General features: G+C 64.5%; 20 protein-coding genes. 8 read left to right on the top strand and 12 right to left on the bottom strand.

Annotation, left to right across the window (positions count from 1 at the left end):
- From PMN64_RS24590 to PMN64_RS24565, 6 genes are all read left to right on the top strand, one after another.
- The coding region (locus PMN64_RS24590) for an ABC transporter substrate-binding protein (protein WP_411782482.1) at positions 1-815 on the top strand (815 nt) is incomplete at its 5' end.
- A 50-nt stretch (positions 816-865) separates the two neighbouring features.
- Positions 866-1,981 (top strand): hypothetical protein, encoded by a 1,116-nt coding sequence (locus PMN64_RS24585; RefSeq protein ID WP_411782481.1) that lies wholly within the window; start codon positions 866-868, stop codon positions 1,979-1,981.
- A 5-nt stretch (positions 1,982-1,986) separates the two neighbouring features.
- Positions 1,987-2,913, top strand: coding sequence for an acyl-CoA thioesterase (locus tag PMN64_RS24580; RefSeq protein ID WP_411782480.1), 927 nt, complete (start codon positions 1,987-1,989; stop codon positions 2,911-2,913).
- A 208-nt stretch (positions 2,914-3,121) separates the two neighbouring features.
- Positions 3,122-3,355: a hypothetical protein gene (locus tag PMN64_RS24575; RefSeq protein WP_411782479.1), complete on the top strand. Its 234-nt coding sequence runs from the start codon at positions 3,122-3,124 to the stop codon at positions 3,353-3,355.
- A gap of 273 nt (positions 3,356-3,628) precedes the next feature.
- The gene (locus tag PMN64_RS24570) at positions 3,629-5,968 is read left to right on the top strand and encodes a TonB-dependent siderophore receptor (RefSeq protein WP_411782478.1); all 2,340 of its coding nucleotides are present in this window, start codon (positions 3,629-3,631) and stop codon (positions 5,966-5,968) included.
- A complete protein-coding gene (locus PMN64_RS24565; protein ID WP_411782477.1) occupies positions 5,968-7,194 on the top strand; it encodes a PepSY-associated TM helix domain-containing protein in 1,227 nt (408 codons plus the stop codon). The genes PMN64_RS24570 and PMN64_RS24565 overlap by 1 nt, the downstream gene beginning before the upstream one ends.
- A gap of 22 nt (positions 7,195-7,216) precedes the next feature.
- On the opposite strand, the gene PMN64_RS24560 is transcribed toward PMN64_RS24565, so the two are convergent.
- Entirely contained in the window at positions 7,217-7,744 is a 528-nt protein-coding gene (locus tag PMN64_RS24560; protein WP_028339613.1) for a DUF4269 domain-containing protein, read from the bottom strand.
- Positions 7,745-7,965: 221 nt separating this feature from the next.
- A complete protein-coding gene (locus PMN64_RS24555) occupies positions 7,966-9,603 on the bottom strand; it encodes an isocitrate lyase (protein WP_411782476.1) in 1,638 nt (545 codons plus the stop codon).
- A 145-nt stretch (positions 9,604-9,748) separates the two neighbouring features.
- On the opposite strand from PMN64_RS24555, the gene PMN64_RS24550 reads away from it, so the two are divergent.
- A complete protein-coding gene (locus PMN64_RS24550) occupies positions 9,749-11,182 on the top strand; it encodes a helix-turn-helix domain-containing protein (RefSeq protein ID WP_411782475.1) in 1,434 nt (477 codons plus the stop codon).
- Between the two features lie 9 nt (positions 11,183-11,191).
- Here the strand turns inward: PMN64_RS24550 and serA are convergent, their stop codons facing one another.
- The 3 genes from serA to PMN64_RS24535 form a co-directional block, all read right to left on the bottom strand.
- Complete coding sequence (gene serA / locus PMN64_RS24545; RefSeq protein WP_411782474.1) at positions 11,192-12,445, bottom strand: phosphoglycerate dehydrogenase; 1,254 nt, start codon at positions 12,443-12,445, stop codon at positions 11,192-11,194.
- 347 nt (positions 12,446-12,792) lie between these two features.
- Positions 12,793-13,161, bottom strand: coding sequence for a BA14K family protein (locus PMN64_RS24540; protein WP_411782473.1), 369 nt, complete (start codon positions 13,159-13,161; stop codon positions 12,793-12,795).
- Between the two features lie 155 nt (positions 13,162-13,316).
- Positions 13,317-13,613, bottom strand: a complete 297-nt coding sequence (locus PMN64_RS24535; protein WP_244435956.1) for a hypothetical protein — start codon at positions 13,611-13,613, stop codon at positions 13,317-13,319.
- A gap of 540 nt (positions 13,614-14,153) precedes the next feature.
- Here PMN64_RS24535 and PMN64_RS24530 point away from each other — a divergent pair.
- Positions 14,154-15,152 (top strand): helix-turn-helix transcriptional regulator, encoded by a 999-nt coding sequence (locus tag PMN64_RS24530; protein ID WP_411782472.1) that lies wholly within the window; start codon positions 14,154-14,156, stop codon positions 15,150-15,152.
- Positions 15,153-15,183: 31 nt separating this feature from the next.
- Here PMN64_RS24530 and PMN64_RS24525 read toward each other — a convergent pair whose 3' ends face one another.
- The 7 genes from PMN64_RS24525 to PMN64_RS24495 all read right to left on the bottom strand — a co-directional run bounded on the left by PMN64_RS24525 (position 15,184) and on the right by PMN64_RS24495 (position 23,616).
- Positions 15,184-16,275, bottom strand: a complete 1,092-nt coding sequence (locus PMN64_RS24525) for an ABC transporter ATP-binding protein (RefSeq protein ID WP_411782471.1) — start codon at positions 16,273-16,275, stop codon at positions 15,184-15,186.
- 83 nt (positions 16,276-16,358) lie between these two features.
- Positions 16,359-17,798, bottom strand: coding sequence for an extracellular solute-binding protein (locus PMN64_RS24520; RefSeq protein ID WP_411782483.1), 1,440 nt, complete (start codon positions 17,796-17,798; stop codon positions 16,359-16,361).
- A 49-nt stretch (positions 17,799-17,847) separates the two neighbouring features.
- Entirely contained in the window at positions 17,848-18,885 is a 1,038-nt protein-coding gene (locus tag PMN64_RS24515; RefSeq protein WP_411782470.1) for a carbohydrate ABC transporter permease, read from the bottom strand.
- Entirely contained in the window at positions 18,882-19,757 is an 876-nt protein-coding gene (locus PMN64_RS24510) for a carbohydrate ABC transporter permease (RefSeq protein ID WP_411782469.1), read from the bottom strand. The genes PMN64_RS24515 and PMN64_RS24510 overlap by 4 nt, the downstream gene beginning before the upstream one ends.
- Before the next feature lie 7 nt (positions 19,758-19,764).
- Positions 19,765-20,688 carry a ribokinase gene (locus PMN64_RS24505; protein ID WP_028339624.1) on the bottom strand — a complete coding sequence of 308 codons (924 nt, stop codon included), beginning with the start codon at positions 20,686-20,688 and terminating at the stop codon, positions 19,765-19,767.
- Between the two features lie 4 nt (positions 20,689-20,692).
- Positions 20,693-21,148: an RbsD/FucU family protein gene (locus PMN64_RS24500; RefSeq protein WP_411782468.1), complete on the bottom strand. Its 456-nt coding sequence runs from the start codon at positions 21,146-21,148 to the stop codon at positions 20,693-20,695.
- An 80-nt stretch (positions 21,149-21,228) separates the two neighbouring features.
- A complete protein-coding gene (locus PMN64_RS24495) occupies positions 21,229-23,616 on the bottom strand; it encodes an aldehyde dehydrogenase family protein (RefSeq protein ID WP_411782467.1) in 2,388 nt (795 codons plus the stop codon).
- Between the last annotated feature and the right edge of the window lie 10 nt (positions 23,617-23,626).

Below are 23,626 nucleotides of genomic sequence, written 5' to 3'. Positions count from 1 at the left end.
GCACCCGCTGGAACGATCCCAAGCAGTTCCCCTGGACGACGCCCTACTCGCCGACTTACGTCAACGAGTCCCGAATCATCGCGCGCTACGTGCTGCGCGAGAAGCCGGATGCCAGGATCGGCGTGCTGCTGCAGGCCGACGACATCGGCAAGGATTTTGTGCTCGGCCTGAAGGAAGGGCTCGGCGCCAAGGCCGACACCATGATCGTCAAGGAGGCGATGTATCAGTCGACCGAACCTACGATCGATTCCCAGATCGTGAATTTGAAGGCGTCCGGCGCCGACACCATCCTGATCGCCGCGCAGAACAAGTTTGCCTCGATGGCAATCCGCAAGATCCACGAGCTCGGCTGGAAGCCGCTGATCTTCCTCGGCTCGACCGCGAATTCGATCGCCGGCGTGCTGGTGCCGGCGGGCATCGAGGCCTCAACCGGCATCCTGACGACGACCTCCTACAAGACTCCGAACGATCCAGCCTGGGCCAGTGACAAGGGCATGACCGACTATCTCGCCTTCGCCGCGAAATATATGCCGGGGATGGACCCGAACGACGTGATCGCGGTGACCGGCTACACCACGGCCCAGCTCGGCGCCATCATCCTGCAGCGCTGCGGCGACAATCTCACGCGCGAGAACGTGCTGAAGCAGGCCACCAACCTCAGCGGCATCGAGCTGCCGATGCTGCTCCCGGGCATCACGATCCAGACCACGCCGCAGGACTACGCAGCGATCACCGAGCGCCGTTTCGCCCGCTTCGACGGCAAGACCTGGGTGCTGTTCGGCGACATCGTGGGCGCCGGCACGGCCAAGGACTGATCCCGCGCCACCCATCCGACCGAACCGGCTCAAACACAAGGACAAGAACAATGCTGACAGCCCAGGACGACCTCATCGGCCACCAGACGCCGCAGCCGTTTGCCAAGGCAGGCGGCGGCGATGCCAGGTTCACCGAACGCTACTGGTACACCGCGCATCCGATCGACGGCAGCGAACTGCTGATCGACATCGGGCTCGGCTATTACCCGAACCGTAACGTGATGGACGGCTTTGCCGGCATCACCATCGGCCGGCGTCAGCACAATTTCCGTGCCTCGCGCCGGCTCGGGACCCGTCCGCTAGAGACGGAAGTCGGCGGGCTCAGGATCGAGATCGTCGATGGTAACAGCCTGCATAGGATCTCGCTCGCCGACAATCCGTCCGGCATCAGCTTCGCGCTCGAATTCAAGGCGAGCTTTCCGGCGGCGCAGGAGAAGCAGAATTTTCGCGAGCGCAACGGGGTCGTCGGGGAAGACCTCGCGCGCGTCTCGCAATTCGGCCGCTGGCGCGGCTGGATCGTCGCCGACGGCAAGCGTTACGACATCGAGCCCGAGCTGTGGTGGGGGCAGCGCGACCGCTCCTGGGGCCTGCGCTCCGAGATGCGCACCGACGAGACCAGGCCGCCGGTCGCGACCCATCGCAATTTCTTCTGGACCTGGTCGATGTTCCAGTTCGAACAGTCGGCGCTGTCGATCTTCATCAAGGAGCGCACGCCGGGTAAGCCGCATTACCTCTCGGGCACCGAGTTCCGCCGCGAGACCGACGGATCGGTGTCGCATCGCGAAGTCACCTCGGTCGAGCACGCGATCGAATGGGCCGACGATCCGCTCGGCCAGACCATCGCTGTGGCCGACTTCACCTTCGCGTTCGAGCGCGGCGAGCCGCGCCGCGTCAGGATGCATGGACTGCCGACGCGATTCTATCTGAAGGCCGGCATGTATGGCGGCCTGCAAGGCTGGACCCATGGCGACGACCGCGGCGAGAGCCATGCCGGGCACGACATCTGGAACCTCGACGATGCGGCGACGCGCGCCATCGCACGGACGCTGTCGGATCATGTCGTCCGGCTCGAGAGCGGCAACGAGACCGGATTTGGCATCAGCGAATACGGTGTCGCCGCCGGCTATCCGCTCTATCCGGGCCCGCAGAAATTCCCGGCGATGTGATCGGAATGGACGGGCAAGGCAAGCGCGTCGCGGAAGCCAGCGAATCCACGTGCGATCAATGGGACAACCGAGCAGCCGAGGCGCTGGTCTCGCTCGAGACGATCGCCCCGCTCCGCTATCGCAGCCGCTTCGGCGACGGCAATCTCAATGGCCGGTCCTATGGCGGCCAGATCCTTGGCCAGGCGATGATGGCCGCGACCCTCAGCGCGCCCGAAGATCGTCCCGCCGCGATGCTGCAGCTCCTGTTCCTGCGCGGCGCCGATCCTGTCAGGCGCATCACGTTTGACGCGGAGGTTCTGCAGGACGGCAAGCGATTTTCCTCCCGCCACGTCGTGGGCAGCCAGGGCAACGGGCGCACGGTCCTGAGCGCGCAGGCCACGTTCTGCGCAGCGCAACCGGGTCCGCGGCACGCAGCGCCGTTCACCCCCTCAGAGGATCCGGAAAGCCTGCCAGATCTGACCATGATCCCCGACGGGCTGATGGCGCAGTTGCGACCGCTCGGTCCTTATTCCCAGCACATCAAGCCCAGCATGGATTTCCGCATCCCCGAGATCGAACGTCAGCTCTCGGCCGCGACGGCAGAGCCGCGCCTGCGCTTCTGGATCAGATCCAGGCAGCCGCTTACCGCTGCTTCCCGCGCCCAGGCCGCGGTGTTCGCCTATCTCTCAGACTGGTGGCTCAACTTCTCCAGCGTCGGCGGCCATCTCGACGCCTTGCAGGCGCGTGCGCCGCTCTATCTGTCGAGCCTCAACCATTGCATCTGGTTTCATCGCGTATTTTCGCCTGACGCCTGGATGCATGTCGAAACCGAGAGCCCATGCGCGGATGGCGGCCGCGGGCTGTCGATCGCGCGCGTCCACGACCGTGACGGCGCGATGCTCGCCACCGCGATCCAAGAGACGCTGATGGTCCATCCAGAGGGCGACGCGTAGACGCCACGACGGTTGAGCTGATGCCGCGATCGCGGCTTAGTTGCAGTGACGAGCTACAGCAAGTTCCATCCGGTGTTGAATCCTGGCAACACCGGCCAACAAAATGAACAAACGTTCAGCTTAGCTCGATCGCGACCACGACTGTGCCGCATCCCTGTCAAATCCTGCCCGCGGGTGGCGCAACAAAAACACTTTGGGGAAAACCTACATGCAGCATGCACCGCTGGCCGCACGGAGTGCGGAATCGTCTGGATATGTTCTCTACTTCCAGCTCGCCAGCAACGGCACGAGGCGCGCGTGCAGTCTGACGATCCAGGCGGAAAGCGCCAATGAGGCGGCGCGGATCTTTCGCGAGAACTGGGGCACGATCGAATCGATGGCCCGCGACGGCGTCAGCACCGGAATGGTCGGCTCTGCACCGGTCAGCCTGGCGATGTCGTGAGGACATCGCGCGGCATACGGCGAACCATACACCTGAGATGTGACAGGACGACGGCTGCAGCCTCGGGCAACGATGGCACGGCCATTTGACGCGCAGACGCGACAAGCAAGTTACAGGGTTCAGGGCTCGCGCACACGCGCGGGCCCTGTCGCGTCTTAGAACGATTCAAATCCATTCCGGTTAGAGAGATTCAAGTTTGCTCCGGTTCTTTTCACGCGCGCCGACTGCTAGAGGCGCGGCGTGACCAAGTGCGCGTGAATCGGAAGTCCAAGAGTGCCTGCGAATGCTGGTGGCCGGGTTGTCGGCGACCGTCGAAATGCCGCTGACAAGGGCCGCACCCATCTGCTGATCGGCGCAGCATTCCTGCTCGCCGATGTCGCCTCCGCAGCAACGCCAGCGAACGCCCAATCGAGCGTCCCGTTGCCGCCTGTTTCGGTCGACCAGCCGACGCAAAAGCGCAAGCCGGCGGCCGCCGCGGCAAAGCCGGCGCAGCGGACGCAGGCGGCCGCCGCGGCACGGCAGCGCAGCCGGAATGTCCAACCGGCGCCGCCGACACCGTCGGAGCGCGCGGCAGCCAGCGCCGCTGTGCTGAACGAAGCCAAGCTGCACTATCGCGCGATGCCAAGCTCAACCACGCTGCGCAGCGGCGCCTCACCGCTCGACACCTCGCAGACGGTGAACGTCGTGCCCGAGCAGGTGCTGAAGGATCAGCTGCCGCGCAACCTCGATGACGCGCTGGCCAATGTCAGCGGCGTCACCCAGGCCAATACGCTGGCCGGCACCCAGGATGCGGTGATGCGCCGTGGCTTCGGCGACAACCGCGACGGCTCGATCATGCGCAACGGCATGCCGCTGGTGGAGGGCCGCAGCCTCAACGCCGCGGTCGAAAGCGTCGAGGTGCTGAAGGGCCCGGCGTCGCTGCTCTATGGCATCATGGATCCCGGCGGCATCGTCAACACGATCAGCAAGCGCCCCGAGCTCTACCAGCATGGTTCGGTGACCCTGCTCGGCTCGACTTACGCCAACTCCAGGACCGGAGCCGACGGCACCATCGACATCACCGGCCCGATCGGCGATCGCGGCCTCGCCTATCGCTTCATCGGTTATGGCGTGAGCGAGGACTACTGGCGCAATTTCGGGCGCCATCGCGAAATGCTGGTCGCACCGTCGCTGGCCTGGTACGGCGAAAACACCACCGTCCAGCTCAACTATGAGCACCGCGAATTCATCACGCCGTTCGACCGCGGCACCGCATTCGATTCCGCGACCAAGGCGCCGCTGGCGATCCCCGCGACGCGGCGGCTCGACGAGCCCTTCAACAACATGTGGGGCGCCTCCGACCTGATGCAGGCGTCGGTCGAGCACCGATTGAACCAAGACTGGAAGCTGTTCGCGGCCTACAGCTACAACACCGAAACCTTCAGCGCCAACCAGTTCCGCATCACCGGCGTCAACGCCAAGACCGGCGTCGAGACCCGCAGCAATGACGGCACGTGGGGCTCGCTCAGCAATGCCAGCTACGGCACCTCCTATTTGCAGGGCAATGTCTGGCTCGGCGATATGCGCAACGAAGTGCTGTTCGGCGGCGACGGCCAGTACCGCACGATCTATCGCGACAACCTGATCCGGCAGGCGACCCCGAGCTTCAACTTCTACAATCCGGTCTATGGGCTGATCACGCCGGGGACGACGGTGTCCGCCGCCGACAGCGCGCAGACCGACAAGCTCGGCCAGTGGTCGCTGTTCTTCCAGGACACGCTGCATCTGACCGAGCGTTTCGCGCTGGTCGGCGGCATGCGCTACATGGATTACGACCAGCTCGCCGGCAAGGGCCGCCCGTTCGTCACCAATACCAATGTCTCGGCCGACAAGGTGCTGCCGCTCGGCGGCGCCATCTTCAAGCTCACCGACCAGGTCTCGCTCTATGCGAGCTACACGCAATCGCTGAAGCCCACCTCGACCATCGCGCCGCTTACCGGCGGCGTCGTAATCGGCTCCAACATCGCGCCCGAAGAGGGCACCCAGTGGGAGACCGGCGTCAAGTTCGACTTCAACAAACGGATCTCCGGCACGCTTGCGCTCTACGACATCGACAAGAAGAACGTTCTGGTTTCGCAGCTCAACTCCACGACTGGCATCGTCGAGTACCGTACGGCAGGCAAGGTTCGCTCGCGCGGCGTCGAACTCGACGTCACCGGCAGGCTGACTGACAACTGGAGCATGATCGGCAGCTACGGCTATACCGATGCGCGGGTCACCGAGGATCCGACGCTCGCCGGCAACGCCCTGCAGAATGTCGCGCTGAACACCGCATCGCTCTACCTCGTCTATGATTTCGGCACCACCCTGCCCGGCCGGCTTCGCCTCGGCGGCGGCGCGCGCTATGTCGGCGACCGGCCCGGCGATGCCGCGAACAGCTTCGTGCTGCCGGCCTACACGGTCGCGGACGTGTTTGCGACCTACGAGACCAAGGTCCAGTCGTTCCCGGTAATCTACCAGTTCAACGTCAAGAACCTGTTCGACACGGTCTACTACCCTTCAGCCAACAGCATCCTGACGGTCGCGATGGGCGACGCGCGGCGCTTCTCGCTCTCGGCGACGGTGAAATTCTGATGAGTGATGTTCGGCGCCCGATCAAGGCTGCACTGCTGCAGGTCCATTCCCTGGTCGGCCTTGTGCTGGCGCTGCTGTGGGCCGTGGTCGGCCTCACCGGCGCGACGATGGCCTTTGAGGACGAGATCGAGGCCAGCCTGAACAGTCAGATGATGCGCGTCGAGGCCAGCGCGGCCCGGCGGCTCACGCCGGACGAGTTGATCGCGCGGCTGGCAGCGGCGGGCGATTTCGGCAAGGTCTCGGCCGTGACGATGGCCAGCGATCCATCGGCCGCGGCCCGCATCCGTTTCGCTCGCAGCGAAGGCGGCACGCGGCCGTCCTCGGTCTATGTCGACCCCTATGACGGGCACGTGCTCGGCTCGCCGCGCTGCGAGGACTTTTTCGCAACCGTCCGCAAGCTGCATCGCTGGCTGCTGTTGCCGGGCGACGGCAATGGCATCGGGCGCAAGATCACCGGTACCGCCGCGATCTGCCTGATCGTGATGCTGATCACCGGCCTCGTGCTGCGCTGGCCGCGTCGTGCGCGTAGCGTGAAGATGTGGCTGAAGCCGAATCTCGGACTGCGCGGCCGCGGCCTGCATCGCTCGCTGCACGCCGTGATCGGGACCTGGGTGCTGCCGGTCTATCTGGTGATGACGCTGACCGGCCTGTGGTATTCGTTCGAATGGTACAAGGCCGGCGCCAACTGGCTGTTCGCGCGGCCTCAGGCCACGGCCGCGGCGATGTCATCAAAGTCCCCGCGCGGCGCGGCGGCTGCCGAAAGCAAGAGTGAAGCCAAGGCTGAAACGAAGTCTGAAGCGAAGGCTGAGGCAAAGCCGCTTGCCTTCGATCACGTCTGGTCGGCGTTCCTGCAGCAGGAGAATGACGGTTACGGAAGGGTCCTCATGACGCTGCCGGCCGGCGCGGGCACGGCCGTGCGCGTGCGGTCCTGGCCGCGAGACTCGTCGCGCGAGGCGGTGCGTGACGAATTCCGCATCGATGCCCTCACCGGCCGTGTCATCTCATCGGATCGCTACGACGACAAGACGTTTGGCGAACGCGTCCTCGCCAGCGTGCTCGACATCCACCGCGGCGCCATCCTGGGATGGCCCGGCAAGCTCGCCTTCATGCTGGCCGCCGCCATGATGCCGCTGTTCGCCGTGACCGGCCTGCTGCTTTATCTGTCCCGTCGCAGGCACCGGCGCTTGGCGCGGCCGCCGGTCGGCCACCTCGTTCCGGGCGAATGAAGCCGTTTCATCAATTTGGCGATCAGCCGAAATCGCACGCCGCGAGCCGGGCATGTAACTCGGCGTCCGGTTCGGCCGCGAGCTCAAGCAATCCACGATAGGGATCGCCCGATATCCCGAGCACGGTAGCGAACGCAGGCTCGGTCTTGAGACCGCCTGCCCTCAATTCGCTGACGGCTCGCCGCAGCCGTCCATCATCAAGTGCAAGCAGCCGCCGTTCGACCTCGAAGTGGATCCAGCCTCGTTGCTGCTCCACCGGGCGTTGATCACCGAACAGTTCGAACGGCCAGCCGTCGCACACAAAGCGGGCAATCACCGGCCGCGTCCTCGAGGTCCACCGGAAGAGGACGAAATCATCGCACGCTTGGTAGTGCGCCCAAACGTTGTCCGCGAATGCGTTCGGGTCGGACGCATGGCAGACGATATCGATGTCGCTGCCGGGCACGGCGAGGCCGAGCGGCAGCGTTCCGACGATACGGGGATCGAACGGCTTCAGCCGTTCCATCACGGCGGAGCTGGTGACAGCGGATGCGTAGTGCCCGACACTCATCGCGTGGCATGCCCTCAAGATCGCAGCGACGCATTACCACACGCGCGTGGAACGTGCGAACCTCTGCAAGTGGGCGGGCTTGAGGGGATCGTGGCCAAAAACGTTACGGGGCGATCTCGACCGCGTCACCGTGGTCGAAAATCGCCCCGCCGCCGGCGGACAGGCCAGGCTGCTCGCGCGCCAGACCGTCCAGCCGATAGTCGAATGATCCGTTCGATCGATTAGCCGAACTGGTTCATCGTGTTGTGGGCGCCGCCCGCCTTGAGGGCAGCCTCACCGGCGAAGTACTCCTTGTGATCGTCGCCGATGTCGGAGCCCGCCATGTTCTGATGCTTGGCGCAGGCGATGCCCTGGCGGATCTCCGCGCGCTGCACGTTCTTGACGTAGCCAAGCATGCCCTGCTCGCCGAAATACTCCTTCGCGAGATTGTCGGTCGACAGCGCCGCCGTGTGATAGGTCGGCAACGTGATCAGATGGTGGAAGATGCCGGCGCGCTTGGCCGAATCCGCCTGGAAGGTACGGATGCGCTCGTCGGCTTCGATCGCCAGCGGCGTCTCGTCGTATTCCGGCTTCATCAGCTCGGCACGGTTGTACTTGCTGACATCCTTGCCGGCATCCTTCATCGCGTCATAGACCTGCCAACGGAAGTTGATCGTCCAGTTGAACGACGGCGAGTTGTTGTACGCCAGCTTCGCGTTCGGAATGACCTTGCGGATGCGATCGACCATCGAGGCGATCTGCTCGATATGCGGCTTCTCGGTCTCGATCCACAAGAGGTCGGCGCCGTTCTGCAGCGAGGTGATGCAGTCGAGCACGCAGCGATCCGCACCGGTGCCGGGACGGAACTGGTAGAGGTTGCTGGGCAGACGCTTCGGACGCATCATCTTGCCGTTCTGGTTGATGATGACGTCGCCGTTGCGCGCATTGGCCGCCGTCACTTCCTCGCAGTCGAGGAAGCTGTTGTACTGATCGCCGAGGTCGCCGGGCTTATGGCTCACGGCGATCTGCTGGGTCAGGCCGGCGCCGAGCGAGTCGGTACGGGTCACGATGATGCCGTCTTCGACGCCGAGCTCGAGGAACGCATGGCGGCAGGCGCGGATCTTCGCGATGAACACCTCGTGCGGCACGGTCACCTTGCCGTCCTGGTGGCCGCACTGCTTCTCGTCGGAGACCTGGTTCTCGATCTGCAGCGCGCAGGCGCCCGCCTCGATCATCTTCTTGGCAAGCAGATAGGTCGCCTCGGCATTGCCGAAGCCGGCGTCGATGTCGGCGATGACGGGCACGACGTGGGTCTGGAAGTTGTCGATCTTCTCGATCAGCGCCTTTTCCTTGGCCTTGTCGCCTTCCTTGCGGGCCGCATCGAGCGCACGGAAGATGTCGTTCAGCTCACGCGAATCCGCCTGACGCAGGAAGGTGTAGAGCTCCTCGATCAGGGCCGGCACCGAGGTCTTCTCATGCATCGACTGGTCCGGCAGCGGGCCGAACTCGGAGCGCAGCGCCGCGATCATCCAGCCGGACAGATACAGATAGCGGCGGTCGGTATTGCCGAAGTGCTTCTTGACCGAGATCAGCTTCTGCTGGGCGATGAAGCCGTGCCAGCAGCCGAGCGACTGGGTGTACTTGGTGCTATCGGCGTCATAGGCCGCCATGTCGGCGCGCATCAGCGCAGCCGTGTAACGGGCGACATCCAGACCGGTCTTGAAGCGGTTCTGCAGGCGCATCCGCGCCACGGCTTCGGCGGTGACGCCGTTCCAGGTGTCCTTGTTCTTGAGCAGCGCTTCGGCCGCCTCGATCTCGCTCTGATACGAAGCCGGTCCCTGGATGGCCCGGTCGCTGATCCCGCGCGGTTGGAAGTTCATGTCCGTGATCCCTTCGGTGACGAAATAACTGCACCGTTTGTGACGCGCGGCGTCATCGGGAGCTAGACCTGGCGCGGAAAACTTGTCATAACTTACAAGAAACTGATGTATTGTTGTAAGAATCTTACAAATCTTGGATATGGCGATGGTAACCTCAAGCGCCCGTTCCGTTTTCATGGGTCCGCGACTGCGCCGGCTGCGGCGCGACCTCGGGCTGACCCAGGCCGACATGGCCGCCGATCTCGAAATCTCGGCCCCCTATGTGGCGCTGCTGGAACGTAACCAGCGCCCGGTGACGGCCGACATGCTGCTGCGGCTCGCCCGCACCTACAAGATCGATCTGGCCGATCTCGCCGGCGATGGCGGTGCCGATCACACCGCCCGCATGCAGTCCGTCCTGAAGGAACCGATGTTTGCCGACATCGACATCCCCGCGCTCGAGGTCAGCGACCTCGCGGTCAGCTATCCCGGAATGACCGAGGCGTTCCTGCGCCTCTACACCGCCTATCGCGAAGAGCAGCTGGCGCTTGCAGAGCGACGAGCTCCGGACCTGGCGATCGCTTCACCGGGTCAGGAGAACTTTGACGCCAACGATCCCGTTGCGGAGGTCCGACGTTTTCTCGCCGCGCGCCGCAACAATTTTGCCAGCCTCGACGATGCCGCCGAGCGGCTCGTCCACGAACCTGCCGGGCCGGCCGGATTCATCGAGCGGCTTCGGGAGCGGCATAAACTCCAGGTCCGCTATCTGCCGCCGAACGTCATGCTGGGTTCGATCAGGCGACTGGACCTGCATCGCAGACAATTGCTGCTCGAGGACTCGCTCGATACCGCGGGCCTGAATTTTCAGCTGGCCAAGCAACTTGCCTATCTGGAACTGGAAAACGAGATCGGCGCCGCCGTCGAAGCCGGCAAGTTTACGACCAAAAGCGCCGAGCTGCTGGCCCGCCGCGCCCTTGCGGCCTATGCCGCGGCCGCACTCATCATGCCGTATTCCGTGTTCGCGAAAGCGGTCGAGGCGCGCCGCTACGATCTGGAAGCGCTGGCGCGTCAATTCGGCACCAGCTTCGAGCAGATCGCGCACCGCGTCACGACCTTGCAACGGCCGGGACTCGAGAAGGTCCCGTTCTTCCTGATCCGGGTCGATCCGGCCGGCAACATTTCCAAGCTGCTTGACGGTGCCGGCTTCCCCTTTGCAAAGCACGGCGGCGCATGTCCGCTGTGGTCAGTGCACGATATTTTCAAGACGCCGCGCCAGATCGTCACGCAATGGCTGGAATTGCCCGATGGACAGCGGTTCTTTTCGATCGCCCGCACCGTGACCGCCGGCGGCGGCGCGTTCGGCGCCATCCGCGTCGAGCGGGCGATCGCGATCGGCTGCGCCGCCGAACATGCCGGCCAGCTCATCTACACGCGCGACGGACAGGGGCCGAACGCCGAGGAGCCGACGCCGATCGGCGTCGCATGCCGGGTCTGCCATCGCCCAAGATGCGCGGCACGGTCGGCGCCGCCGATCGGACGCGAGATTCTTCCCGACGATTTCAGGACCTCGAGCGTTCCGTTCGGGTTCTCGGCTGATTGACGAAGTCGATCACCCCTGCGGCCGGTTCTGGTCGTACAGCACCCGCACGCGGATCGTGCCGTCAATGGCTTTCAAATCGGCCAACAGCCCCTCACCCTCGCCGCCAACCACGTCGGTCTCGAGCACGACATAGCCGACTTCCGGATCGGTCTGCAGATATTGCGCCAGGATGTTGATCCCGTGCCGGGAGACCGCGTCGTTGACCTGGCGCATGACGCCGGGAACGTTGCGGTGAACATGGATGAAACGGGTGCCGGTCGGGCGCGCCGGCAATTGCACCTGCGGAAAATTGACCGCGCCGAAGGTCGACCCGACATCGGAATAATCGATCAGCTTGCGTGCAACCTCGCCGCCGATGCGATCCTGCGCCTCTTCCGTCGAACCGCCGACATGCGGCGTGAGGATGACGTTAGGGAGACCTTGCAGCGGCGAGACAAAGCGCGCCTCGTTCGACACCGGCTCGACAGGAAACACGTCGACGGCGGCACCCGCCAGCCGGCCCTCACGCAGGGCGCTCGCCAGCGCATCGAGATCGACCACGGTGCCGCGCGAGTTGTTGATCAGATAGGCCTCAGGCTTCATCAGCTGGAGCTGGGCCGCGCCGATCATGTTGGCGGTGGCCGGCGTCTCCGGCACATGCAGCGATACGACGTCGCTGGCTGCGAGCAACGCGTCGAGCGATTCGGCGGGCTCGGTATTGCCATGGCGGAGCTTGTCGGTCTGATCAAAATAGACCACGCGCATGCCCATGGCTTCGGCCAGGTTCGACAGCTGCGAGCCGATGTTGCCGTAGCCGACGATGCCGAGCGTCTTGCCGCGAACCTCGCGGCTGCCTTCGGCGGACTTGTCCCAGCCGCCGGCATGTGCGGAGACCGAACGCGGAAAGATCCGGCGGAACAGCATCACGATCTCGGCGATGGTCAGCTCCGCCACACTGCGGGTGTTGGAGTATGGCGCGTTGAAGACGGGGATTCCGAGCTTCCGCGCGGCGTCGAGATCGACCTGATTGGTGCCGACTGAAAAGCAGCCGACAACGAGCAATCGGTCGGCAGCCTCGAGGATCTCCGCGGTCAACTGGGTTCGCGAGCGAATTCCCAGCATATGGATACCCGACAGCGCCTGCCGGAGTTCTTTCGGACCCAGCGCCTTGGGCAGGCGTTGCAGCTCGGTATAGCCGTTCGCCTCGAACATCCGGGCCGCGGATTCGTTCACGCCCTCCAGCAGCAGCACGCGTATTTTGGTCTTGGGAAGCGACAGCATCATCGAGATCCGGATTCGTAAGGTTCGGGCAGATCCTGCCACGAGCGCAGTTTCGACGGATCGCGTGATAGCATAGAAAACGATCGCGTCAGAAGCCGCCGTGGGCCGCCCGCTCTGCGATTCCCGACAAATTCCCTCGATCCGCGCATCCAGGCGCAGCGCGGGAACCCGTTCAGTCAAAGGTCCTGGCCAATTCGCCGCCAGAAGCCACGTTGCGGCTCCTGGGGCGCTCGAACGCCTGCTCCGGCTCACTGGCCGGAGCTCCATTCGTGCTCAGCTCGGCGCCGAGGATTATCGCCTGGAGCGGCGGTTTCACTTCCCCGTTCCGGTGCCGCAAGCCTGCTGCAGTCTCACTGGCAGGGATACCGTCGGCCGTCCTTTGCCTGGAACGTATTCGACGCCGCATCGTACGAGCGATAGCGCTGGGCGCAGGACGCCGCGTGCTGCTGGGCGGCGGCAGCTTCCTGCTGCGCGGCCGCGTTGGCTGCGCCGGCCGCGATGACGCCGCCGATGAGGCCACCGACCAGTCCACCGACGGCAGCGCCGCCGCCATTGTCATAGCACTGCCCGTAACGGCACCAGACCTTCTCGGTCAACGACGGCACTGCCGCCGCAATGCCGGCACCGTGCTGCAACGGAGCCGAAATGGCGGAGGCCGAAAACACCATGGCACCGGTGGCGGCCATCAAAACAACTTTCGCAAAGCGAGCCCTACGCATCAGATCTCCTGCTTCATTGCTGTGGGCGCAGGCCGGCACCTGCGTCCCGATTCCCTCGACATGGATGGGCTCGCCTGGTCCCGGACCGGACGACACCCGGACACGCGCGGCCGGTTACAATTCGCGCGTCAGCCTGCTTCACAGATGGATGGAGCTCATTGGCCGGCTGCGTTCACGACGCGGCAGAGGTTATCGCCGACACCTGGAGCCAACTGTCCCGGCGGCAAGCTGAAGGTCGCATCGACGCGGCTACCCTTGCCGTCCTTGCGGACGACGACCTGCAACGTTTGTGGCCGGCCGGATCCGGTGGTCTCCTGTTGGGTGGTCAGCGTGCCGAGTTTCTTGTCGACGTTCACACCGACAAAACCCTCCGCCAGAACGGCGCGGGACACCTTGTCGAGGGCGGCACCGGGATTGACCGACGGGAAGATCATCCAGGTCTTGTGCGTCATGCCCGTTACCATGGGAACGCCGGTGCTCTGGACGTGATCTGCGCAACCATCGGCCAGCGCAGGCATGGACGAAAGAACTGTAAGCGCGAGTACGCAAGTAATCCTTGTAAGCATGCTTTCATAACCCGTTTGAGTTGGTCGTGACGATTTAGGCCAAATGGGCTACGAGTCCATGGACGACGTCGCATTCCGGATGGAGGCGTTCGGATTGTGGCTAGGACAGTCGATCGCGAATGCTGTGCATCCGCTGGTGCTCTCGGACGTCGGCGCGGCGGATTGAATCGGAACGTTCGCTTGATGCAGGCGAGCGGATTAGATCAAATGCTAGCTTTCGCGGCTCGATTGCGCGATCTGGATATTCTGTTCGCTATTCGGATATTGAAGAAATTGTGAGAAAGGGCACGCGACCTGAAATCACCAAAGCTGTGCTAGTGTGGTGATGCGGTCTATGCGTGCGGGCGGACGCCCCTGAACAGCGGAAAGCCGGTCTGATGGATCGGGCAATCCGCGAAACAGCAATCATCCGATGGTTGGGATTTGATGGTCGAAGACGTACTCGCTGCACCTCCCGCGCGATCGGGATCTTCGTTTGAAGAACTCCTTGAATTGCTCCACCCCCACGGGATCAATGCGCATTCCTCGCCGCGATCTGACGAATCGTTTCGCTGGCATGCGGATATAGCCATCGGCGCGGAAATTGACGTCGTACGGGCCGATCTGTCGGCCGGTTGGGATTGGCGCTATTCATACGAGAATTCTGCCGGAGAGCTCGCGATAAGCCTGCTGAATGCCGGCCGGGCCGAAATGCTCATTGCAGGAAAGAGCATCCAGCGGACCCCCTCCGAGATCGCCATCGTGCCCCTCCCGACGATGCAAGCGCAGCGGGTCGAAGCGGTCGATGGACGATACTCAAGCGTCACGCTCACCTTGCATACGGGCGTAGTTACAAAGGTGCTGTCTGCGACGTTCGGGAGCACGGCGCTGGAAGATCTCAATCTGACGCCGATCGTCGACTTGTCTACCGGCATTGGACAGACCCTCCTTCAGCTTGTCCGCACGAGCACCACCGGTTTGTATGACGGGATCCTGGTACGCTCTCCGAAAGCCAGCGCGCTGCTATCGGAAGCAGCGATACAGCTCATCCTTGAGAACGTTCCCCATCGGTTGACCGACCGGTTGAGCCGCCACCCGCTGGATGCGCCGCCGCGCTACATTCGGCGTGCGGTCGAGTATATGCGGGCCAATCCGCATCTGCCGCTGACGATATCGGATATTGCCGCAACGGTTGGGGTCAGCAGCCGGTTGCTGCAATTGGGCTTCCGCAAAATCCACGGCACGACGCCGGTCGCCTATTTGCGGCAAATTCGGCTTGAGGCAATCCACGATGAGCTGTCGCGACCGGAGAACATGCTTCCGGTCAGCGAAGTTGCCCTGAAGTGGGGCTTTACGCATATGGGCCGTTTCGCTGCGGTGTACCGCTCGGCCTTCGGCCTGTATCCGTCCGACACGGTCCGGCGCGCGCGAGGGTTCTTAAGCTAGGCAGGCGGTTGTCGGGCCAGGCTGCGGCGGATCAGCAAATAGCCGTCCCAGACGCCTTGTCGAACAAGTGCGTTCGCTCAAGATCGAGCGCGACGTCGATGACATGATCCGGTTCCGCGGCGACGCCGACCGGCATTTGCGCCGTGAACGCGAATGGGCCGACGGTCCCGATCACCAGCGTGTGCGGCCCGAGCGGCTCCACGTCTTTCACAAGGATCCGGACGGAAGAGCCCGCCGGCTCGTCTTGCCGCAACACATGGTCGGGCCTGACGCCGAGCACCACGGGCTTGCCGACGCTGCCGGCATAGGCCGCCTCGCGTGACTTCGGCACTCTCAACGCCGTGCCCGACGGCTCGGTGAAGGTGAGCGCGCCGTCGCGCGCGACGATCTCGCCGTGGATGAAATTCATGCTGGGCGCGCCCATGAAGCCGGCGACGAAGAGATTGCTGGGCTTCTCGTAGATCGTGATCGGATCGGCCGCCTGTTCGATGCGGCCGCGGTTCATCACCACGACACGGTCGGCCATGGTCATGGCTTCGACCTGGTCGTGCGTGACATAGACGATCGTCTTGGCGAGACGGCGGTGCAGCGCCTTGATCTCGGTCCGCATCTCGATGCGGAGCTTGGCGTCGAGATTGGACAATGGCTCGTCGAACAGAAATACATCCGGGCTGCGCACAATGGCACGGCCGATCGCCACGCGCTGGCGCTGCCCGCCCGAGAGCTGCTTGGGCCGGCGCTGCAGATATTGTTCGAGGTCAAGCACGCGCGCCACGTCATTGACGGCCTTCTCGATGCTGGCGCGCGATTCGCCCCGCACCTTCATGCCGTAGCCGATGTTCTCTGCGACCGTCATATGCGGGTAGAGCGCGTAGTTCTGGAACACCATCGCGCAATTGCGCAAGCCGGGACGCAATTGCGTCACGTCGCGATTGCCGATGCGGATAGTTCCGCTCGTCACCGCCTCCAGTCCCGCGATCATGCGCAACGTCGTCGTCTTGCCGCAGCCGGACGGGCCGACAAGCACGACAAACTCCTCGTCGGCCACGTTGAGGTCGAGCCCTTCAATGATCTTGTAGGGCCCGTATGCCTTGCTGACGTTCTCGATCTCGACGTGCGCCATGGAATCCTTTTCCGCCCCTTCGTCGACGGCAAGTCAAGTCCCGGACGATGCTCGCGCATCATCCGGGACCTCTCACTGGAAAGCTAGTTCTTCGGCGGAAGGCCCATCGCCGCGCGATAGGCCGCGAGCTGCTTGGCCCGGCCGAACTCGTCGGTCAGCCGATTCCACTCCTTGGCCATCGCGTCGAGCGCCGCCTGCGGCGTGGTCTGGCCGGCCAGCGCCTTGCCGAGCTCGATCTCCACCACCTCGGTATAAGAGAAGTAGCCGGGCAGACGCATGTCGAGCGCGACGTTCTTGGCATTGATGGAGTCCGATTGCGCGCCGAGATATTCCTTGGCCTCTTCCGGCGAGAAGATCTTGCTCCACAGTTGCAGATTGGCGGTGTGCGATTTGCGATAGGGATTGACACCGCTGCCGCCGGTGATCGCCGCCTGGCCCGACACTTCAGGACTTGTCAGCGTCTTGACGAAATCCCACGCCGCCTTCTGGTTCTTGCCGGCCTTCGGCACCGCGATCTGCCAGCCGCCGAATGCCATGAACGGGCCCGGAAGCACGCTCGGGAACTTGTCCCACTTCTTGGTCTTGGCGTTCCAGATCTGGTCCGAACCGGGCAGCATCGCCGAACCAACCTTGCCCGAGATCTTCGACTGCTTCGGGTCGGCGGCGATGACACCGGTGTCGCCCCAGCCGATCGATTCCGCAACCTGGCCGCCGGCCACGGCCGCGTTCACCTCGCCGAACGAGAAATTCAGCGCGTTGGGCGGCCCGAGCTTCGATGCCCTGATGTATTCCTCGAGCCCCTTCACCCATCCCGGGTTGTTGATCTGTGCGTCCATCGTCTCGGGGTCGAAGAACATCGCGCCCGGATAGTTCGGATTGTTGGTGTAGGCCGCCGCATGGCTGAAGAAGAACCAGAACTGCTGACCGCCGCGGCGGAAGGCTTCCGCCGTTCCCCACAGCCCCTTGTCTGGCCGCTGGAAGAACTCGGCAATGTCGAGATACTGCTTCCAGGTCTTCGGCGGTGCGAGGTCGTAGCCGTATTTGGCCTTGAACGCGTCCTTCTCCTTGGGATCGCTGAACAGGTCGGTGCGGTAGGTATAGGTGTGGACGTCACCATCCATCGACTGCGAGTAGATCTTGCCTTCCCACACCATCAGCCGTTCGCGATAGGCCGGCTCGATATCGTCCCAGTCCTTGCCGGACTGCATCTCCTTCGGCATCTCGCTGAGATAGGGCACAAAGTCCGGCAGCCAGGCCGGCGCGAAGCTGACGAGGTCGAACGTCGCGTCCGACGCCGTCAGCGATGTCGCGATCTTCGGATAGAGCTCGGACCACGGGAATTCGACGACATTGACCTTGCCGCAGGTCTTCTTGGCCCATTCGTCCGCGCCGAGCTTGAGCGCGGAGGCGATATACGGCCCGGTCTGCGACGCCACCGTCAGGGTGACGCCGGTATAGTCCGGACTGCAGGCAGCATTCGCCTGGCTCGCGGCACAAGCCATCGCGAGCGAGGTGGTCAGCATCAGGAACGTCCGTCGCAACATCGTCTAGTCCTCCCTACAAGGTTTTTTGCTATTTGATGGCCCCGAGCAGCAGGCCCGACCGCATCATCCGGCTGAGCAGGCCCGCCATGATCATCATGGGAACGATGGCGACGAGCGCCGCAGCCGATATCGCCCACCATTCGTCGCCGCGCTGGCTGTTCTGTCCCGCCACCAGGATCGGCAGCGTCTGCCATCTGGAATTGGTCAGGAACAGCGCGAACAGAAACTCGTTCCAGACGAAGGCCAGCGTGATCATGAACGTCGCCAGCAGTCCGTTCATCGACATCGGCACCACGATGCCGAGGAAGATGCGCCAGCTCGGCACATTGTCGACCATCGCCGCCTCCTCGACCTCGATCGGGATCGCCTCGAAGAAGTCACGCATCAGCCAGACCACGATCGGCAGCGAGAAGGCGACGTAGCACAGCGTCAGGCCGACAAAACTGTCGATCAGCTGGAAGCCGAGCCGGCCGATCTCGCTGTAGAGCAGATACAGCGCGAAGGCAGTGACGATAGGCGGGAACATGCGCTGGCTGACGAACCAGAACAGGATGTCCTCATTGCCGAGGATCGGTCCCGGCAACGGCAGGCGGTTGGCGGCGACGGCCACGATCAGCGCGATCGGAAAGGCCAGCAACAGGGCTTGCGGGCGGGTGAACCCGAACGTCGTGTTGAACAGCAGGTAGCCGCCGAGCGCGAGCAGGAAGAACACGAGGCCCGCGCCGAAGCGGACCTTGAATTCGAAGCGCACCAGCGCATAGGCCGCCATCGCGCCGATCGCCGTGGCGATGGCCGCCGCGGACAAGCCAACGATGGTCGAGTTCAGGAAGGTCCGGAAGAACTCGCCGCGGATGCCCTGATAGAGATCGATGAAGGGCTGCAAGGTCGGCGTGAAGTCGATGAACGGCAGATAGGTAGGTCCGCCGACGACGCCGGGCGGCGTCTTGAAGGCGGTCACCACCACCCAATAGAGCGGAAACACCGTGATCATGCACCAGATGAGAACACCGGCCGCGACCAGGCGGCGGCTCCATGGCGACAGTCCCGTCAAGCCCTGCCCGCTCATCGGCGCTTCTCCAGATGCGGCCGCAGCAGCGCCAGGTAAGTCACGCCGATGATCGTGATCGCGATCAGGAACAGGAAGCTGAGCGCCGATGTGTAGCCAAGATTGAACTTCTTGAAACCTTCCTGATAGGCGAACAGCGTCAGCGTCTCGGTGTCCACGCCCGGCCCGCCGCCCGTCATCACGAACACCGTGTCCATGATCTTGTAGCTCTCGATCAGACGGATGAAGACGACGGCGGCCGAGATCGGCAGCATCATCGGAAAGGTGATGCCCCAGAACTGCTGCCAGGCGCTGGCATTCTCGAGCTCGGCGGCCTCGTAGACATCTTCGGGAAGCGTCTGCAGCCCGGCCAGCATCATCAGGATGACGAACGGGGTCCACTGCCAGACCTCGACCGCGATGATACAGGCGAGTGCCCAATGTCCATTGGTCAGGAACGGCAGGTTCACCAGGCCGAACTTCGACAGGAACTGATTGAGCGGTCCCATCGTCGGATTGAAGATCATGCGCGCCACCAGCGCGACCGCGACGGGCGCCAGCAGCATCGGCAGCAGCAGGGCCACACGGAACAGCCGTTCGCCCGGCACACGCGCGTTCAGCGCCAGCGCGACGCCGAACCCGATCGCGTATTGCAGCCCGACCGCGACGAGCGCAATCAGCGTCGTGGTGAAGAGTGCATTCCAGAACCGCGGCTCCTGCAACAACGTCGCATAATTGCCGAGCCACACGACGCGCGGCGGGATCGGCGGAATCAGGCGGTAGCTGAGGAAGCTCGTGGTCAGCGAATAGATCAGCGGAAAGATCGAGATCGCCAGCACGACGAGCACCGCCGGCCAGATGAAGACATGCTTGATCGGATCATTCCGCATCATCGCAGCATCATCCCCTCAGCAGCGCCTCGATCTCCGCGCGCCGCGGCATCGCGGGCGCGGTGCCCGGCCGGGTCACCGAGATTCCCGCCGTGGCCGAACCGAACCGCGCAGCCTCGAGCGGATCGACGCCGTCCGCGAGCGCCGCCGCGAAGCCGCCGACGAATGCGTCGCCCGCGCCGGTGGTTTCGACGACTTTGCCGGCCGCGAAGGGCGGCACGTGCAACGAGCGATCCCGCGCATGGAATAACGCGCCGCGCTCGCCGAGGGTGATCAGCGCCGTCCCGGCGCCTTTGGCCAACAGGGCGTCGCCGGCACGGCGGGCGCCGGCGAGGTCACCCACCGCGATCCCGGTCAGCGCTTCGGCCTCGGTCTCGTTGGGAACGACATAATCGCACAGCGCAAACAGGCCATCGTCGAATTGGATCGCCGGCGCCGGATTGAACACCGTGATGCTGCCGGCGGCGCGCGCGATCTCGAGCCCGCGCCGCGCCGCATCGACGGGCTGCTCGAGCTGCGTCACGAACACGCTGGAGTCGCGGATCGCGTCCGCCACCGCGTCGACATCGGTCGGACCGATACCACCCGCTGCACCCGGCACCACGATGATGGCGTTGTCGCCGCGCGTCTCGTGGACATAGATGAACGCCGCTCCGGTCGGCGCCTCCGCCGTCCTGGCCACGCGCGGCCGGATTCCCTCTGCCTCCCAGGTCTTGATCGCAAGCTCGCCGAAGGCGTCGCTGCCGATCCGCGAGATGAAGCTCACGCCGGCGCCGGCCCGCGCGGCCGCGACAGCCTGGTTGGATCCCTTGCCGCCGGGCCCCATCGCGAATCCCGAACCGGCGATGGTCTCGCCGATCGCCGGCATGTTGCCGGCGCGGAACGCGAGGTCTACGACGAAGACGCCGAGGACGGCGACGCCACTCTTGTTCATCTTGTCACTCCCCGTCCGGCCCGATCACGCCCTTGCTGAACAGGAAGCAGCCGTAGAAGCGCCGCTCGCCCGTCGCGATCACGCAATAGGCCGTCTTCGCTTTCTCGTAGAAAGCGTGGCGCTCGACGCCGACCAGCGGCCAGGACCGTCCCTCCGCGCGATCGATCGCGGCCTGCACCTCGCGCTGCACGGGGGGTACTTCCTGGGCCTGGCCGACGATCTCCATGCGGATCGCGGCATCGTCGACAAACGTATCGAGCGGCATCACCGAAAGAACGGCTTCGACCGCCTGGGCGGCACTCACATTGTCGATGCGCAGCAGCCTGCCGAGCACGCTCTGGCGCGCGATCGAGTCGGCCGGAAAATTAGTATCGCACACCACCAGGCGATCACCGTGCCCCATCGCCCGCAAGGCATAAAGCACGTCGGCATTGAGCAGTGGATTGATGCCCTTGAGCATGTTGCGTCCCTCCCTCGTCTTGAAATTCGCCGGACTCTGACGGTCCGAACCCCCATCGATATCACCGCAAGGTGACGTCGCTAGTCACCGTACGGAATCCAGATGTTCTTCACCTGCACCCCGTGGCGGAGCAGGATCGGGCCCTCGCTCGCGGCCTTGTCGTACCAATCGAGCGCGAGGCCATGATCGACCAGCGTGCGCTTGAGATTGCCGATCGAGTGCCGCTCGGCCGTCACCGAGGCGTCCTGCGATCCGAACGCCCAGAGCGCGTCGACATCGTCGTGCTCGGCAAGCACCCTGACCAATTCGCTGTGATCGCCGGTGACGACGTTGACCACACCGCCCGGCACGTCCGAGGTTTCCAGCACCTGGTAGAAGTCGGTCGCGGCGAGCGGGTGCCGCTCGCTGGGCACGGCGACGACCCGGTTGCCCATCGCAATCAGCGGCGCCACCAGACTGATGAAGGCGAGCAGCGGCGCCTCGTCGGGACAGGCGACGCCGACCACGCCGATCGGCTCATGCATCGCGAGCGCCACGCCGCGCAGCGGCGGCGCGTGGATGGATCCTTCGAATTTGTCGGCCCAGGCGCCATAGCTGAACAGCCGCTCGATGCTCGCATCGACTTCCGTGCGCGCCTTCGCAGCCGACACGCCGGTCATGTCGGCGATGCGACGGGCGAACTCATCGCCGCGCGCGGAAAGGTTCTCGGCAAGGTAATAGAGGATCTGGGCGCGATTATGCACCGTCGCCCGCGCCCAGGACTCGGCGGAGCGCGCCGCGGCCACCGCATTGCGGATATCCTTGCGATTGCCCTCGCCTGCCTCGCCCAGGCGCCGGCCCTTCGACGAGAGCACCGGACGCGAATAATTGCCGTCCGGGCGCACCTGCTTGCCGCCGACGAACAGTTTTGCCGTCCGATCGATCGGCGGCACATCGAACCCGGCACTGGCGCCGGAAGCCGTCGGCAGCGGCGATGCCTTGGCCCGCGGCTTGCGCCCACTCCAGGCCCTCGGCTTGAGATACTCATACATGCCCTCACGGCCGCCCTCGCGGCCGAAGCCGGACTCGCGGTAACCGCCGAAGCCGACACTGGCGTCGAACAGATTGGTGGCGTTGACCCAGACCACGCCGGCCAAGAGCTTCGGCGCGATGTCGAGCGCCAGCCCGATCGTCTCGCTCCACACGCTGGCGGCAAGGCCGTAGCGCGTGTTGTTGGCGAGCATCACGGCCTCGTCAGGGGTGCGGAATGTCATCGCCACCAGGACCGGGCCGAAGATCTCTTCGGTCGCAACCGTCGAGGACGGATGCACGTTCCAGAGCAGGGTCGGCGGATAGAAACATCCCTCCGCCGGGATCGCACCGGACGCCTGGTATTTCTCGGCGCCTTCCTTCACCCCGGTCTCGACCAGCGACTTGATCCGTTCGAGTTGCACCGGCGCGACCACCGCGCCCATGTCGATCGCCTTGTCGAGCGGCATGCCGACGCGAAGCGTCTCCATGCGGCGGATCAGGCGCCTGCGGAAGGTATCCGCGATCCCCTCCTGCAGCAGCAGCCGCGAGCCGGCGCAGCAGACCTGCCCCTGGTTGAACCAGATCGCATCGACCACGCCTTCCACCGCGCCATCGATATCGGCATCGTCGAACACAATGAATGGCGACTTGCCGCCGAGCTCGAGTGTCAGCGATTTGCCGGTGCCCGCGGTCGACTGGCGGATCAGCCGCCCGACCTCGGTCGAGCCGGTGAACGCGATCTTGTCGACACCGGGACTTTCGACCAGCAATGCACCGGTCGCGCCATCGCCGGTCACAACGTTCAACACGCCCGGCGGCAGGCCGGCTTCGGCCGAAAGCTCGGCGAACAGCAGCGCCGTGAGCGAGGTGAACTCCGCCGGCTTCAGCACCACCGTATTGCCCGCGGCCAGCGCCGGCGCGATCTTCCACGCCAGCATCAGCAGCGGAAAATTCCACGGAATGATCTGCCCGATCACGCCAACCGGCACCTGATCGGCGAATTCGCGCTCCTGCAACTGCGCCCAGCCGGCGTGATAGAGGAAATGGCGCGCCGCGAGCGGCACGTCGAGATCGCGGGTTTCCCGGATCGGCTTGCCGTTGTCGATCGCCTCCAGCACGGCGAACAGCCGGGCGTGCCGCTGCAGCATGCGTGCCAATGCATAGAGATGACGCGCGCGACCGTGACCGCCGAGCTTGGCCCACGCTGTCTGCGCGGTGCGCGCGGCGTTGACCGCCGCCTCGACATCAACGGCGGCGCCCTGCGCGATGCGCGCCAGTGTCTTGCCCGTGGCCGGCTCGGTCGTGTTGAGGTGTTTGCCGGCATGCGGCGCCGTGAACCTGCCGGCGATGAAATGCCCGAACGTGGCGCCATGCCGCGCCAGCCAGGCGCGTGCCTCGCCGTCCGCCTCGGGCGCGGGGCCGTACTCCATGGTCTCGAAATAGTTTGCGACGCTCATCGCTGGAGTC

Source organism: Bradyrhizobium sp. UFLA01-814 (assembly GCF_046718885.1).
In the GTDB taxonomy this organism is placed as follows: Bacteria; Pseudomonadota; Alphaproteobacteria; order Rhizobiales; family Xanthobacteraceae; genus Bradyrhizobium; species Bradyrhizobium elkanii.
The sequence above is the reverse complement of the archived record's forward strand: the minus strand, read 5'-3'. Positions and strand labels throughout refer to the sequence as shown.

Excerpts from the sequence above, each read along its gene's own strand:
- PMN64_RS24540 (WP_411782473.1), bottom strand. The coding sequence starts at position 13,161 with ATGCGTAGGGCTCGCTTTGCGAAAGTTGTTTTGATGGCCGCCACCGGT.
- PMN64_RS24515 (WP_411782470.1), bottom strand. The coding sequence starts at position 18,885 with ATGAGCGGGCAGGGCTTGACGGGACTGTCGCCATGGAGCCGCCGCCTG.
- PMN64_RS24555 (WP_411782476.1), bottom strand. The coding sequence starts at position 9,603 with ATGAACTTCCAACCGCGCGGGATCAGCGACCGGGCCATCCAGGGACCG.
- PMN64_RS24580 (WP_411782480.1), top strand. The coding sequence starts at position 1,987 with ATGGACGGGCAAGGCAAGCGCGTCGCGGAAGCCAGCGAATCCACGTGC.
- PMN64_RS24585 (WP_411782481.1), top strand. The coding sequence starts at position 866 with ATGCTGACAGCCCAGGACGACCTCATCGGCCACCAGACGCCGCAGCCG.
- PMN64_RS24525 (WP_411782471.1), bottom strand. The coding sequence starts at position 16,275 with ATGGCGCACGTCGAGATCGAGAACGTCAGCAAGGCATACGGGCCCTAC.
- PMN64_RS24530 (WP_411782472.1), top strand. The coding sequence starts at position 14,154 with ATGGTCGAAGACGTACTCGCTGCACCTCCCGCGCGATCGGGATCTTCG.
- PMN64_RS24565 (WP_411782477.1), top strand. The coding sequence starts at position 5,968 with ATGAGTGATGTTCGGCGCCCGATCAAGGCTGCACTGCTGCAGGTCCAT.
- PMN64_RS24560 (WP_028339613.1), bottom strand. The coding sequence starts at position 7,744 with ATGAGTGTCGGGCACTACGCATCCGCTGTCACCAGCTCCGCCGTGATG.
- PMN64_RS24575 (WP_411782479.1), top strand. The coding sequence starts at position 3,122 with ATGCAGCATGCACCGCTGGCCGCACGGAGTGCGGAATCGTCTGGATAT.
- PMN64_RS24510 (WP_411782469.1), bottom strand. The coding sequence starts at position 19,757 with ATGATGCGGAATGATCCGATCAAGCATGTCTTCATCTGGCCGGCGGTG.
- PMN64_RS24550 (WP_411782475.1), top strand. The coding sequence starts at position 9,749 with ATGGTAACCTCAAGCGCCCGTTCCGTTTTCATGGGTCCGCGACTGCGC.
- serA (WP_411782474.1), bottom strand. The coding sequence starts at position 12,445 with ATGATGCTGTCGCTTCCCAAGACCAAAATACGCGTGCTGCTGCTGGAG.
- PMN64_RS24500 (WP_411782468.1), bottom strand. The coding sequence starts at position 21,148 with ATGCTCAAGGGCATCAATCCACTGCTCAATGCCGACGTGCTTTATGCC.
- PMN64_RS24505 (WP_028339624.1), bottom strand. The coding sequence starts at position 20,688 with ATGAACAAGAGTGGCGTCGCCGTCCTCGGCGTCTTCGTCGTAGACCTC.
- PMN64_RS24520 (WP_411782483.1), bottom strand. The coding sequence starts at position 17,798 with ATGCTGACCACCTCGCTCGCGATGGCTTGTGCCGCGAGCCAGGCGAAT.
- PMN64_RS24535 (WP_244435956.1), bottom strand. The coding sequence starts at position 13,613 with ATGACGCACAAGACCTGGATGATCTTCCCGTCGGTCAATCCCGGTGCC.
- PMN64_RS24495 (WP_411782467.1), bottom strand. The coding sequence starts at position 23,616 with ATGAGCGTCGCAAACTATTTCGAGACCATGGAGTACGGCCCCGCGCCC.